This window comes from Microcoleus sp. N9_A2, assembly GCF_036701775.1.
Taxonomy (GTDB): Bacteria; Cyanobacteriota; Cyanobacteriia; order Cyanobacteriales; family Microcoleaceae; genus Microcoleus.
In genome coordinates this window covers 15,986-29,417 of sequence record NZ_JAUBRH010000068.1, presented here as the reverse complement: position 1 = coordinate 29,417, position 13,432 = coordinate 15,986, and the positions used below count along the sequence as shown (strand labels likewise).

The 13,432-nt window shown below is 46.7% G+C and carries 12 protein-coding genes; 7 read left to right on the top strand and 5 right to left on the bottom strand.

Features of this window, described 5'->3' with window-relative positions; genetic code table 11:
- The first annotated feature begins 103 nt into the window (after nucleotides 1–103).
- The 3 genes from QUA44_RS26185 to lnt all read left to right on the top strand — a co-directional run bounded on the left by QUA44_RS26185 (nucleotide 104) and on the right by lnt (nucleotide 4,063).
- On the top strand, nucleotides 104–451 hold the full coding sequence (locus QUA44_RS26185; protein ID WP_333201966.1) for a histidine triad nucleotide-binding protein: 348 nt from the start codon (nucleotides 104–106) through the stop codon (nucleotides 449–451).
- Nucleotides 452–998: 547 nt separating this feature from the next.
- A complete protein-coding gene (gene psbA, locus QUA44_RS26180; protein WP_333310012.1) occupies nucleotides 999–2,081 on the top strand; it encodes a photosystem II q(b) protein in 1,083 nt (360 codons plus the stop codon).
- Nucleotides 2,082–2,278: 197 nt separating this feature from the next.
- Complete coding sequence (gene lnt, locus QUA44_RS26175; protein ID WP_333255839.1) at nucleotides 2,279–4,063, top strand: apolipoprotein N-acyltransferase; 1,785 nt, start codon at nucleotides 2,279–2,281, stop codon at nucleotides 4,061–4,063.
- A 310-nt stretch (nucleotides 4,064–4,373) separates the two neighbouring features.
- Here lnt and QUA44_RS26170 read toward each other — a convergent pair whose 3' ends face one another.
- Nucleotides 4,374–5,279, bottom strand: coding sequence for a bestrophin family ion channel (locus QUA44_RS26170; RefSeq protein WP_333255841.1), 906 nt, complete (start codon nucleotides 5,277–5,279; stop codon nucleotides 4,374–4,376).
- Between the two features lie 322 nt (nucleotides 5,280–5,601).
- On the opposite strand from QUA44_RS26170, the gene recJ reads away from it, so the two are divergent.
- Nucleotides 5,602–7,677 carry a single-stranded-DNA-specific exonuclease RecJ gene (gene recJ / locus QUA44_RS26165; RefSeq protein ID WP_333255843.1) on the top strand — a complete coding sequence of 692 codons (2,076 nt, stop codon included), beginning with the start codon at nucleotides 5,602–5,604 and terminating at the stop codon, nucleotides 7,675–7,677.
- A gap of 118 nt (nucleotides 7,678–7,795) precedes the next feature.
- Here the strand turns inward: recJ and psb30 are convergent, their stop codons facing one another.
- Complete coding sequence (gene psb30 / locus QUA44_RS26160) at nucleotides 7,796–7,936, bottom strand: photosystem II reaction center protein Ycf12/Psb30 (protein ID WP_333255845.1); 141 nt, start codon at nucleotides 7,934–7,936, stop codon at nucleotides 7,796–7,798.
- A 342-nt stretch (nucleotides 7,937–8,278) separates the two neighbouring features.
- Here psb30 and QUA44_RS26155 point away from each other — a divergent pair, with 342 nt between their 5' ends.
- The 3 genes from QUA44_RS26155 to QUA44_RS26145 all read left to right on the top strand — a co-directional run bounded on the left by QUA44_RS26155 (nucleotide 8,279) and on the right by QUA44_RS26145 (nucleotide 9,558).
- Entirely contained in the window at nucleotides 8,279–8,647 is a 369-nt protein-coding gene (locus QUA44_RS26155) for a YkgJ family cysteine cluster protein (protein WP_333255848.1), read from the top strand.
- 75 nt (nucleotides 8,648–8,722) lie between these two features.
- A complete protein-coding gene (locus QUA44_RS26150; RefSeq protein ID WP_333255850.1) occupies nucleotides 8,723–9,046 on the top strand; it encodes a hypothetical protein in 324 nt (107 codons plus the stop codon).
- Between the two features lie 224 nt (nucleotides 9,047–9,270).
- Entirely contained in the window at nucleotides 9,271–9,558 is a 288-nt protein-coding gene (locus QUA44_RS26145; RefSeq protein WP_333255852.1) for a YggT family protein, read from the top strand.
- A 267-nt stretch (nucleotides 9,559–9,825) separates the two neighbouring features.
- On the opposite strand, the gene QUA44_RS26140 is transcribed toward QUA44_RS26145, so the two are convergent.
- From QUA44_RS26140 to QUA44_RS26130, 3 genes are all read right to left on the bottom strand, one after another.
- Entirely contained in the window at nucleotides 9,826–10,257 is a 432-nt protein-coding gene (locus QUA44_RS26140) for a hypothetical protein (RefSeq protein WP_333255854.1), read from the bottom strand.
- Between the two features lie 116 nt (nucleotides 10,258–10,373).
- Nucleotides 10,374–11,351 carry a shikimate dehydrogenase gene (locus QUA44_RS26135; RefSeq protein ID WP_333255855.1) on the bottom strand — a complete coding sequence of 326 codons (978 nt, stop codon included), beginning with the start codon at nucleotides 11,349–11,351 and terminating at the stop codon, nucleotides 10,374–10,376.
- Nucleotides 11,352–11,551: 200 nt separating this feature from the next.
- Nucleotides 11,552–12,916 carry a P-loop NTPase fold protein gene (locus QUA44_RS26130; RefSeq protein WP_333255857.1) on the bottom strand — a complete coding sequence of 455 codons (1,365 nt, stop codon included), beginning with the start codon at nucleotides 12,914–12,916 and terminating at the stop codon, nucleotides 11,552–11,554.
- Nucleotides 12,917–13,432: the final 516 nt, after the last annotated feature.

Genomic DNA, 13,432 nt, shown 5'->3' with positions numbered 1-13,432 from the left:
CGTTACATCCGTTACATCCGTTACATCCGTTACATCCGTTACATCCGTTACATCCGTTACATCCGTTACAGAATCCGTTGCCGAACTTCCTTCGTTAATACCCATGACAACTCAAGAAACGCTTTTCAGCAAAATCATCCGCAAAGAGATTCCCGCAGACATCGTTTATGAAGACGACTTGGCCCTCGCGTTCCGAGATATCCATCCGCAAGCACCCGTCCACATCCTCGTCATTCCCAAACAGCCTATTGCCAAATTAGCCGATGCCGAGTCGGGAGATCATGCTCTCATGGGACACTTGCTGCTGACTGTCAAGCGGGTAGCAGAACAACTCGGACTTAGCAACGGCTATCGCGTCGTCATTAATAGCGGCAGCGACGGCGGCCAAACTGTAGACCACCTGCACCTTCACATTCTCGGCGGACGGCAGATGAACTGGCCCCCAGGCTAAAGGCTAATTTTTACGCAGAACTTACGGACTCATCCTCAGAAACCCGGTTGATTTCTATTGCCAAGCGCCTCAGAAACCGGGTTTCTTTTGTGGTCAATAAACCCGGTTGATTGAAGATTATTGAGAATGGAGCCCGATCGCACTAGAAACCCGCTTGTCACTATTCTCCCGATACAAACTTACCCTCGCAGAATCCACCGGTTATATGTGAATAAATATTAAAAATTATCTCTTCAAGACCTAATTAAGAGATATTTAAATAGAAAGGATCTCGACCTGAACAAAAAAAACGCTCCAACTGCTGAACCAATCTACAGACAATAGATTCAGTTCTTCAGGTCGCTATATTTAACCGGTTTGGTGTGTAATATTACTTTGTAAAAAACTACAAATATTTACGAATAATTAAGTCATTGTAAATGTTTGTAAAATGTTGAAATTGTCAGCAAAAATCCCTTGGCAAACTAGAGTGAATGGTGTTACTAATAGAAACGTGGGGCATCCCCACAACGAACCTTGAAAATTCAATTAAGCAATCATAAATCAAATGACAACAACCGTACAGCGTCGCGAAAGCGGCAACGTTTGGGAACGGTTCTGCGAGTGGGTAACTAGCACCGATAACCGGATTTATATCGGTTGGTTCGGCGTCTTGATGATTCCCACCTTGCTCAGCGCCACCATCTGCTACATCATCGCCTTCATCGCAGCCCCTCCAGTGGACATCGACGGCATCCGCGAACCAGTTGCTGGTTCCTTGATGTACGGCAACAACATCATTACTGGTGCTGTTGTTCCTTCCTCTAATGCGATCGGGCTTCACTTCTATCCCATTTGGGAAGCAGCTTCCCTCGATGAGTGGTTGTACAACGGCGGCCCCTACCAATTGGTAGTTTTTCACTTCCTCATCGGCATATTCTGCTACATGGGTCGTGAATGGGAATTGTCCTACCGTTTAGGTATGCGTCCTTGGATCTGCGTCGCTTACTCTGCACCAGTTGCAGCAGCCACCGCAGTATTCTTGATCTACCCTATAGGACAAGGCTCCTTCTCAGACGGTATGCCCTTGGGTATCTCCGGCACATTCAACTTCATGATCGTGTTCCAAGCTGAGCACAACATCCTGATGCACCCCTTCCATATGTTGGGAGTTGCTGGTGTCTTCGGTGGTTCTTTGTTCTCCGCCATGCACGGTTCTCTCGTTACCTCTTCTTTGGTTCGCGAAACAACCGAAACCGAATCTTTGAACTACGGTTACAAATTCGGTCAAGAAGAAGAAACCTACAACATCGTTGCAGCCCACGGCTACTTCGGTCGTTTAATTTTCCAATATGCCAGCTTTAACAACAGCCGTTCTTTGCACTTCTTGTTAGGTGCGTGGCCAGTTGTCGGCATCTGGTTTACCGCTTTAGGTATTTCCACGATGGCATTTAACCTCAACGGTTTCAACTTCAACCAATCGATTATCGACTCCCAAGGTCGCGTCATCAACACCTGGGCGGATGTGATCAACCGCGCCAACTTGGGTATGGAAGTAATGCACGAGCGCAACGCTCACAACTTCCCCCTCGACTTGGCCGCCGGTGAAGTCACCCCAGTAGCAATGGTTGCTCCTGCCATCAACGGCTAAATTTAGCTTTTGATTAACAAAAAGCGCCCCTAGAAATAGTGGCGCTTTTTGTTTTGGTAAGTAGAATTTAAGAGATTTCCTTCCCTTAAATCCGTTAAATCCGTGACATCCGTGACATCTCGCACATTGCTCGTTGCCGAACTTCCCGATCGATCTGATATATTGATTAGGCATTATTATTTTTAGCAATTATCAAAGTGACGATATTTAACAGGCTTAAATTTGAAAAACTCGCAGTTCATAAATCTCAAATATTAGGCCCAGCGATCGCATTTTTAAGCGGCATTTCGATGGCATTGACAACAGCGCCATTCAATGCTTGGCCGCTAGCCTGGATAGCATTAGCTCCCCTATGGGTTTTGGTTGCCAGTTATCAACGGCCGATAATCACAGAAAAAAAACAAAAATTTCTTCCTTCTTTCTTATTCCTTCTTCCTTCTTCCTTCTTCCTTCTTCCTTCTCTTTGGGGAATTGGCTATCACGGATTAGCCTTATCTTGGATTATGGGAATTCACCCGATGACTTGGTTGGGGGTTCCTTGGTGGCCGAGTTTGGCGATCGCACTTTTTTGCTGGACATTCATCACCCTTTGGGGAGCCGCATTAGTCACCGCTTGGGGATGGTTATTTGTAATTCTCAACTCCCTCACTTTCCCCGGCAAAAATCCTATTCTTATTCTCAACTCCCCCCCTTTACAAGGGGGGGCTGGGGGGGGTAAAACTCAATTTTCAGCATTAACCCGCGTTTTAATTGGCACAGCTTTGTGGTGTGCCTTAGAAAGTATTTGGAGTACAGGTTCGCTGTGGTGGACATCACTATCATACACCCAAAGCCCGCACAATTTACCAATATTGCACCTCGGTCAACTCTCCGGGCCTGCCGCAGTAACAGCCGCCATTGTAGCAGTAAATGGCTTAATTGCCGAAGCTTTTATTGAAGGAAGAAGGAAGAAGGAAGAAGGAAGTTCGGCAACGAGCAATGTACGGGATGTAACGGATGGGAGGAAGGAGGAGGGAAGAAAGAAGAAGGGAGAAGGAAAAAGAAAAAATTGGGTTGCTTATATTTTGCCTGCGAGTTTGTTTTTAGTTTTGCATATTGTCGGCTGGAGTTTGTACAACCGCCCCTTAATTCAAGAAGCCGAAACAGCATTAAAAATTGGGATTATTCAAGGAAATATTCCGAACGAGATTAAGTTTGACTCAGGCGGCTGGCGGCGCGCTTTGGAAGGTTACACCGCTGGATACAAAGAGTTAGCAGACAGAAAAGTCGATGCTGTGTTAATTCCAGAGACCGCTTTGCCTTTTATCTGGACAAACGAGTATCAACGTTCCACTCTTTCCTTTTATCAAGCTATTCTCGAACGCGGTGTAGTGGCTTGGGTTGGAGGATTTGGACAAGAAGAAAACGGTCTGACTAACAGCTTATTGGCGATCGATCGCACTGGAGCAATTGTCGGCCGCTACGATAAACTAAAGCTAGTACCTTTAGGCGAATACATCCCTTTTTACGAAATCTTAGGCGGGATTATAAATCGGCTGTCACCCTTAGATGCTCGTTTAGTACCGGGAAACTCAAAACAATTATTTGATACGCCCTTTGGCCGCGCCATTGTTGGAATTTGTTACGATTCCGCCTTTGCTGAAAATTTCCGATACCAAGCAGCACAGGGAGGCGAATTTATGATTACAGCTTCCAACAACGCCCATTACAAACCGCCGATGCTGGCCCAACATCACGCCCTCGATGTGATGCGTGCAATTGAAACAGATAGATGGGCAGTTATCGCAACTAATACGGGGTACTCTGCTTTTGTAAATCCTCACGGCGAGACGATTTGGAAATCTCGACTCAATACCTACGAAATTCGAGATGCTACTATTTATCGGCGAAAAACTCGGACTCTGTACGTGCGCTGGGGAGATTGGCTGACACCTTTATTATTAGTTTTAGCTGGGTTGATGCGGTTGATTGTTAGAAATTAATCTTCGTAAAGGGTTTGCTGGTGGGGCGGGGGCGGGTTTATTGAATCTGTCTGCATTGTCAGGATTATTGGTGAACTCGCCCCTACAGTTCACTCGTGGCTCAGGTGCGTCGCTCACTCAATTATCAATTTTTTTCAGTAATTTTCAATAGCGACGCACCCTACAATAACTAACAACTAACAACTAACAACAACCAACAACCAACAACTAACAACCAATAACTAACAGAGGGCGGGCACGGGGGCACCGCCCCTACCAACTAACAACTAATGACTAACAACTAACAACTAACAACTAATGACCAATAACTCTACTTATCTTTCACCTGTTTGTGAACGCTAGGAGATAAAGAAATTAAATCGTCCATATTGCGCTGCATGGCAGCACAAATATTGTCCAAAGGCAAATCATTGTCATCGTGACCGAAGGGATTTTCTATCTCAATACCGATTTCTTCGATGCCGAACAAAGTAAAACTAATTAAAGCCACAACAGGGCCTGTTCCCCAAGTCAAATCATTCACCATTTGAAATGGCAGTGCCAAACAGTAAAGCAACAATAGCTGCTTCAGGTGAATTGTGTAAGCCAAAGGGATAGGTGTCTTCAAAATCCGCTCGCAGCCACCTAATACATCAATCATAGAATTGAGCAACTCCTTCATAGCAGTTAACTGATAGACATCGAGGCAATTGCGCTCGTACTGCTCGTGCAAATAATCCTCAATCCAAAAGGCAATTTCTAGCGGCGGATTGTTCATCGATTTGAGCTTTTGGTACTGCGATGGGGACATTAACGGCTCCAATTCTGGATTTACTGATTCTTGTCGCAAGTGCAGTTTCATCGCCACTGCAAAGGCAGGTAACAGGCGCAGGGCTGACTTTTTGAGGGCGAGATCCTGCGGGTCTTTTTCCTCAATTGCTACCCAGATTTGGCGCGCTAAATTGCGGACGTTGTTGACTAAGGTTCCCCACATTTTCCGACCTTCCCAAAATCGCTCGTAGGCTGTGTTTGTCCGAAAAACTAACAGTAAACCCAGCACAATACTCGGTACAATACTAGATAAAATGGGCAAGGAAACCGGCCATTTCAAAAAGTGAAGCAGGGAAATAAAAAGTCCAAAGCCACCGCACAGTAAAACCCGGGGCCAAATTGAGGGAATGACGGAGCCTCGAACCTGTAATGCAATTTTAAACCAAGACGGTCGATCGACATTCATGCAATTCTCCTCATAAAATTAAATCACTCGTCTGCGCCCACAGTCTATTTTCGATTGGCGATTGACAAGGGCAGGTGCAATCTGGGGGTTGGAACTTTAATCTAAAATTGGGGCTTTTCACAACTTCTATAGGGCGCTGGTATCCCTATTGGGGTGCGGTGAGAGCTTCCGAAAAAAGCTTTCCTACAAACAACCTTTGGATTTTACCCAAAAAATTCATCTTTAGGATAAATTTAAAATCTAAAATCTAAAATCTAAAATCAATTGACTGATGCACTTAATTAGGTAAGATTGGTTGTGTATCTTTAATATCTCAGCTTCCGTGCAAGAGCTACCGACATCTTTGCCCCCGAATTCTCCCCGATTGCCCAACCAACGGTGGCAAATTTATGCGCCTCAACCGCAGCAAGCCGAACAGTTTGCCGCAGAAATCGGTTTGTCGTCTTTGCTAGCACAGGTACTGATTAACCGAGGTATCGATTCTGTTGAAGAAGTGCAGGGGTTTATTGAACCGGAATCTCTGGTTTTGCCCGCGCCAATGGATGAGTTTCCCGATTTGGCGGCGAGTGTCAAATTGTTGCGGGAGGCGATTTCGGGAGGGCAGAAAATTGCGATTTGCGGCGATTACGATGCTGACGGGATGACGAGCACGGCTTTGTTGCTGCGAGCTCTCAGGAGTCTGGGCGCGAAGGTGGATTATGCTATTCCCAGCCGGATGCGGGAAGGTTACGGGATTAACGATCGCATTGTAGAAGAATTTCACGCCGAAGGTGTCGCTCTGATTCTCACGGTAGACAACGGGATTGCAGCCTATGGGCCGGTTGCCAGAGCGCGAGAACTCGGTGTTAAAGTTATTATTACAGACCACCACGATTTGCCGCCAAAACTGCCGCCGGCGGATGCTATTCTCAACCCGAAATTAATTGCGGAATCTTCGCCTTATCGCGGCTTGGCTGGGGTAGGTGTTGCCTATGTTTTGGCGATTACTTTGGCTCAGGATATGAAGAAAGTTGGCGGCTTGGTGAATCCGCTGCTGGAGTTATTTACTTTGGGAACTATTGCGGATTTAGCTCCTTTGACTGGGGTTAATCGCCGCTGGGTAAAGCGGGGTTTGCGACTGTTGCCTCACTCGCAATTGGCGGGGGTTCAAGCTTTGATTCAGGTGGCGGGAGTACAGGCGGGAAGTGCGGAAACTTTACCTCTTTTTAATTCAAAAAGTCAAGCTAATAATACGTTAAAGCCTGAAGATATTGGTTTTCGGCTGGGGCCGCGGATTAATGCTGTGGGGCGGCTGGCTGACCCTCAAATTGTGATCGAGTTGCTGACGACGGACGATCGCGAATTGGCACTCAAAAACGCGATGCAGTGCGAACAAATCAATCAGCGCCGGCAGGAGTTGTGTCAGGAAATTGAGCAGGAAGCGATCGCCTGGTGCGAGAAAAGTGCGATAAATTTACAGCAGGAACGGGTGTTAGTTGTTGTGCAACCCGGTTGGCACCACGGGGTGATCGGGATTGTGGCTTCTCGGTTGCTGGAACGTTACGGCGTACCCGTTTTTATCGGTACTTTTGAGGATGAGGGAGGCGAAAAGGCTAATATCATCCGGGGTTCGGCGAGGGGAATTCCTGAATTTAATGTATTTGACGGGCTGAATTTTTGCGCTGATTTGTTAACTAAATTTGGCGGCCACAAAGCGGCTGGCGGTTTTTCTATGCCGGCCCAAAATCTCGAACAATTTCGCCATCAACTGTCAGTTTTTGCCAATCAATGTTTGCAGCCAGAACACCTCAAACCGCTGGTTTCTGTAGATGTGCGAGCGGATTTGGCTGAGATTAATCTCGATCTTTACCGACAAATTGATGCTTTGGAACCCTGCGGAATTGAAAATAAGGCTCCTGTATTTTGGACGGCTAATGTTTGCATCACTGAACAGAAAATTGTGGGTAAAGGAGGCCACGTTAAACTAACTGCAACTCAAGATGAAAAAGGCTCGCCTAGTGTGAAGGGGATTGCTTGGCGTTGGGGGGAATATTTTCCTTTGCCTCGGCGGGTTGATATTGCTTACCGATTGCGGGAAAATAGTTTTAATGGCAAGACATCGGTTGAGTTAGAATTGTTGGGTGTCCGCTTGCCGGCAAGTGCTGCTAGTTCGAGGCCGCCGATGTTTGGAAAAGTTGAGTTTGATTATTGCGATCGCACTTATTCTTGCAGTCTGTCTCCCGCAGGTTCTCAAGAGGAATTGAGAATTCGCAACTCTCAAGGACAAGTTTTGGCTGTTGCACCCGGACAACACATCGGTTTGTTAGGTAACTCCCGCAAAGATGCTAGAGAAGTCGATGTATCTCTACCTTTTTTTGAGAATTTGATTCAAACTGCTAAACACGCCCTGGGTATTTGAGCGCTCGGTATTTGATAAAAAATCTCGTGCAGCATGAATTGGCAATCGAGCGTTGTGAATTTTGCCTAATTTAAAACTCAAAACTCCCAACTCTCGATCGCCCAGGAGCGTGCTATAATTACAGATCGCCGCCTTTAGCTGCGAGCAGAAAAATTACGATCGGGCCGCTGAGCACGACGGCTGCGAGTAAAGCTACCTGAACAATGAGTTGGTAGTTTACACCGCCCAGGCCGCTGAAAATATCGGTTATAAAGTCCATGTCTCCTCCTGACTGTAGTTATTAAGTCTAGATTGTTGAATTAGAAAATCCGCTTCTGATTTTACCGGGCTATTGTCCCTCTTGTTTAAGGAAATTTACAAAAGTCAACAAAATGTAAAGAACGATCAACCTCTCAGTGACAGCAAACCAGGGACTTGATGCCCCTTCCCCGAAAGTGAGCGGAATCTAAAACCTCAAATCTAAAATCGAACGCCCCGGGAGGAGATCCGCCTCGGGCACTGGCAATTGATATACTTGAAGAGCCCCAATCTCCTAGAGTTTGGCATTTTCCACATAATGCTCCGAATCTAAAATCTAAAATCTAAAATCTAAAATCAAACTATGGCTACTTGGCGTTGCGTAAAGCAGTGCGGTGCTTGTTGTTACCTCGACCCAACAGAGCGCCCAGACTTAGACGAGTATTTATCTGAAGACGAATTAGCGCTCTACTTGAGCTTAGTCGGAGATGACGGTTGGTGTATCAATTTTGACAAAGCGACCCGAGAATGCGGAATTTATGGCGATCGACCGCGCTTTTGTCGGGTAGACTCAGAGGTGTTTCAGGAAATGTACGGCGTTGAGCCGGCCCAATTGAACGATTTCGCGATCGACTGCTGCTTAGAGCACATTGAAGACCTCTATGGCGATCGATCTTTGGAAATGATCCGCTTCAACCAAGAAGTCGGAATTCTCGCCTTACCCGACAACTAACAATCTCCAGGTTGATTATTCCAGAGAGTGTCAAAATAGACAAATCACGGAAATATCGCGCAGTTGAGTTGAGCCATGAGTAATCGAGAGGGTTTTACAGGGGGATTTATTGCAGGAGCCGCAGTTGGCGGCTTGGTGGGTGCAGTTTTGGGCGCGGTGCTGTCGCGGCGCGCTGCTGAAGCTATGCTGAGCGAACCTTCAGACGCAAAGGTAAGAAAGATTCGCCAGAAGAAAGCAAGCCAACTCGAAGCCGAAGGGATGGAAGTAGCAAGGCTGAGTTTGGAAGATAAAATTGCCCAGCTAAATCAGGCAATAGATGACGTGCGGCTGCAACTCGGCGACGTAAACGGCAACGCGCCGGCGCACAGCAGCGAGGGTTCGATCGCCCAAGACTCGTGAATCAATGTACGATTTTAGATCGGTCTGGCAGATCAATGCGGGCGATCGGTCAACTGTCGCACATTTCTCTCTTCATTTTTCCAGCTAAAAGGGGGAGACAGAAGCAACAAGGAACAACAAAAACGCTCCTGGCCTCCCCAACTCCCACTCCCCCCACTCCTCCAGCTATGCTAAACTCAAACTTAAAGTGTCTGTAAACTTTACTCGAACTACAACCAGAATATATGAGTTATTCCATAGGCCTTTTGGCAACCACGCTGTCCACATTTCTGCAAATCTATGTAGTCCTAATGATTTTTAGGGTGCTGTTAAGCTGGTTCCCCAATATCAATTGGTATGACCCCCCGTTTTCGATTTTGAGTCAGTTAACAGATCCTTACCTGAATCTATTCCGATCGATTATCCCCCCCTTGGGAGGGATTGACTTTTCGCCACTGATTGCGTTTTTTGTACTTCAGTTCGGCTCGGAATTCTTGATCGGTCTTTTGACCAACTTGCAAACATCTTTATAGTTTGAAAAGCTTAAGTTTTTAAGCATCGAGCATAACTTGTTTGCCAGACCTAGCTGCCTGCAACTAAATTTTAGATTTGACATTTTTAGATAAACTCCCCGGTTGAAAAGCTGGGGAGTTCATCGTACATTAGAAATGACAAATTGCCAGCCACTCAACAATCTCAAATCTCAAATCTCAAATCTCAAATCTCAAACTGCATCGCAGTTTCACGGGCAGCCAACCCAAAATCTCTTTCTCAGCAATCTAAAATCTCAAAGAGTTTCATTAGCGGCGAACCACGCCAGTAAAACCTGTAGCTTTAAACTGCTTGAGCTTCAAAGGTGTTCGTTGATTGGAGGCAACCGAAATTCTGATCTGAAAATCGCTAACTCCGGGAGGAACTTCTTCTATAGATCCCAAACGAGTGCGGTTTTGCATCACCGGATTGTCGTCGGCATCATAAATGCGGCCGAAAATATCGGCATTGACAACTGGTTTCCCGCTGCTATTTTCAGCTTTCCCAGTAATCAAAAAGCAGGTAGCTTCCATAGAACTGCCGCTAGTGACAGTTCCTTCTGCCATTTCGGCCGGACATTCGTGATAAGAAAGGTCGGAAAGTTTAATCGGCGTCAGAGCCCAAGCAGGTGGAGTGAATACCAAACTAAAAATTCCGATCGCGCAAGTAGCAAAAAAAAGGCTGATAGCTCGAAATTTCATAAATGGCAGCGCCAGTATATTTTAATTCTCAGCTTAGCGCGAATTCACGATCAAATTTTCAACATCAGGTAGGGAAAAGGCACTGCGCTGTTTCCCTACCGCGATCGCCAATAGCATCAGTCTAAGCCTAAATGCTGCCGCAGGGCTTGGCGCATCACATCGACTGGGACTGATTCTGTGTCCAGCCAAATTTTCAAGGCGGCTGCTCCTTGTTGAACGAGCATTTCGAGTCCGTCAATAGCTAGCGCTCCCCGAAGCTGTGCGTCTTTGAGAAACTGGGTAGGATTAGGGGTGTAAATTAGATCGTAGACGATCGCACCTGCTGAAATTCGATCGATCTCACCAGTCGCAACCGGCGACTTTTCCCCCTGCGGATACATCCCCACAGGCGTCGTGTTCACCAGCAAATCTGCCTGCGAGATTAACCTTGACAAATCATTCCAAGTATGCACCTGCAAATTCTGCACGGGCATCGGAGAATTGACCCAACTCTGCTGAAAATCCCCTAAATTTTGTTCGTTGCGGCCGACAACGTGAATCTCTGCACATCCCAATTGAGCGCATCCAGCCACAACAGCTCTCGCCGCCCCCCCATTCCCCAAAATTACCGCTACTTTCTGACTCCAATCGGAACCCCCCCTAGCCCCCCCTTGGTAAGGGGGGGGACAGGATTCAACAGCCGTATTGCCCGTTTCTAAGGGAGAGATCGCGTCTTTAGCCCCCCCTTGGTAAGGGGGGGTTGGGGGGGTTTGCAGCGGCGCGAGAAAGCCTTCAACGTCTGTATTTGTACCGCACCAACCTTTGTCAGTCAGGTATACGGTATTGACTGCGCCGATTGAGCGCGCGATCGGGGAAACATCCGACAACAGCGGTAAGATGGCTTGTTTGTGCGGAATCGTGATGCTAAATCCCCGAACGCCGATCGCCGCAAATCCTGCAAGAGCAACCTTTAAATCCTCTGGTTTTACCGGAAATGGGAGGTAAACAAAATCGACTCCCAAGTGGGAAATAGCAGCATTGTGCATCGCCGGCGACAAAGAATGTGCGATCGGATGACCAATTACTGCTAACAGTTTAGTAGTGCCTTTAATCATTTTTGTTAGTTGACGGTTGACTGTTGACGGTTGACTGTTAACGGTTGACTGTTGTGAGTTTTAATACCAGATCCTGCTACAATACCGCTCTTATTCTTTAGTCCGCGCAGGCGGACTTCGTTTGACTCTCGACAGCGATTTCAATCGCCGAGTGACTATCAACCGTCAACCGTCAACTGTCAACTGTCAACTGTCAACTGTCAACTGTCAACTGTTTGCCGAAACTCCTTGGCGTCAGCCAAAATCGGGTTGACATCAAACCAATAATCCTCGCCGTAACGGTATTCAAACACCCAGAGACTTCGCAGCAAGATTTGGTATTTAGTTTCCCCGTTCACAGTTTTGGTAGCGGATACTTGGCGCAGTAATTCCCACTCCTCCGGTTCGATCGCCAAAGTAAGCTGGTGGCGGCGCTGGATGATCACATTTTCCAAAGTTTCCCGCGACAGAGGAGGGTCTTGTTTCTGCAGACAGCTATACAGCAGTTGCAGCAAATTGCGGACATGACCCCCGCTAACTCGACACAGGCGATCGAGAGTTTCCGCAGAGTCGAAAACTTTGCCTACCAAAGCATAGCGCTGTGAAGGGTGCACCGTCGGAAAAGCCCGCGCCAGAACCATCTGCCGCAGCAATTCCACACCCTCAGAGCACTCAGAACCGTCGCTCAACTGCACCGGCACCATCGGCAAAACCTTCGGATCTACCCCAAATCGATTGGTCAACTGGCCCAAGTCGTTAGAGAAAATCAGCACCAAAGGAATTGTATACACGACGTGGCAATTTAGTCTTGCCAACTGTTCGCCGCGATCGACAAACAGGTATTCCGGCTGAAGCCGCCCCGTCGGTTTCGCGCACAGGTGTATGCGATCGAGATTGTCGATAATTACGACAAGTCCTTGTTTCCCTTGGCGTTTGAGTTCTTGATTAGCCGGCTCCAACAACTCCTTATTCAGCGCATCTAAAATTACGTTAGTTCGCGGCTCCAAATATTGCCTCAACTCCGATCGCAGATTCGGAGCATCTTTCGCCTTAGCCGTAATTTTGCCAATTCCCAGCGCTAGAGAAAATTCTCCCTCCGTGCTGGCATTTATTTCCCCAACACCAGGGACATTAGCTTCAGCGCTCAAGTCTATTTGAGTTTGAAAAACATCAGCAACCCCTTTGAGCAAAGCTTTAAAACCCCTCGGTTGCAGCTTGATTTTCATTTTCTCAATGCTTTCGCTCACCTGACGAGCAACGCTCAACAAAATGTCAGTGATATCGACATCTGCCATGTCTAAGTCTTTACTCGACTCAAAGTAAACAACATGAAATCCTTGTTGCTGCAATTGAGTTTGCAGCCGCAGCAATTCTGTTGATTTACCAGAGCCGATGTGACCGGTGAATAATTGACAGGTAGGTGCATCGGGGGACAGACGGCTGATGGTGCGCTCCAATTGTTCGACGATTGTGCCACCCCGCACTGAAGAGAAATCGATATAGTATTGTCGGTCTTTTTGATTTGCTACTGCCAGGGTGTAGCTGGGATTGCAGGCGCTATAAAATTTCTGTAAATTTAGTTCCATACCCTGTTCCATCTTTCACAACATTATGCCCTAATAGTTTATTCGTTTTGCTACTTTACTAATCAGAACAAGTACCCGTTGATTCTAATATTTTATTTGGTCGCCAAGATCTCGATGTAGCTTGTACAATTTTAGATTTGAGATTGGGAATGACTCCTCACTCTAGCACTCCTCGCATCATTTGTGAATTTCTTACTCCCTCCCCTTGATAAGGGGAGGGTTGGGCTGGGGTAAAAAGTTTACGACTCCTGCAAGGATTGCTATATCTGGGTTTTGACCTTCCCTAGATTGGTATTTTTTTTTACTTTTATTAAAATACGCACTCACCAATTATACCTAATTTTTGCAGACTGGGAATTAAGGGAAGTCACTAATACCCGATCGCTAGACAATCGCTCTGTCTGTAACGATCACGATTTTGTATATTGAAATCAAAGACGAAGAGTTAGCGGTAATGTTCTCGCGTCAAAGTGGCTATTTTAGTACGGTTAACCGAATGTAGAAAGGGCGGGTACT

Bases quoted from the DNA above. Each gene is read 5' to 3' on its own strand.
- QUA44_RS26185 (WP_333201966.1), top strand. From the start codon at position 104: ATGACAACTCAAGAAACGCTTTTCAGCAAAATCATCCGCAAAGAGATT.
- psbA (WP_333310012.1), top strand. From the start codon at position 999: ATGACAACAACCGTACAGCGTCGCGAAAGCGGCAACGTTTGGGAACGG.
- QUA44_RS26170 (WP_333255841.1), bottom strand. From the start codon at position 5,279: ATGAATGTCGATCGACCGTCTTGGTTTAAAATTGCATTACAGGTTCGA.
- psb30 (WP_333255845.1), bottom strand. From the start codon at position 7,936: ATGGACTTTATAACCGATATTTTCAGCGGCCTGGGCGGTGTAAACTAC.
- QUA44_RS26155 (WP_333255848.1), top strand. From the start codon at position 8,279: ATGGCTACTTGGCGTTGCGTAAAGCAGTGCGGTGCTTGTTGTTACCTC.
- QUA44_RS26150 (WP_333255850.1), top strand. From the start codon at position 8,723: ATGAGTAATCGAGAGGGTTTTACAGGGGGATTTATTGCAGGAGCCGCA.
- QUA44_RS26145 (WP_333255852.1), top strand. From the start codon at position 9,271: ATGAGTTATTCCATAGGCCTTTTGGCAACCACGCTGTCCACATTTCTG.
- QUA44_RS26140 (WP_333255854.1), bottom strand. From the start codon at position 10,257: ATGAAATTTCGAGCTATCAGCCTTTTTTTTGCTACTTGCGCGATCGGA.
- QUA44_RS26135 (WP_333255855.1), bottom strand. From the start codon at position 11,351: ATGATTAAAGGCACTACTAAACTGTTAGCAGTAATTGGTCATCCGATC.
- QUA44_RS26130 (WP_333255857.1), bottom strand. From the start codon at position 12,916: ATGGAACTAAATTTACAGAAATTTTATAGCGCCTGCAATCCCAGCTAC.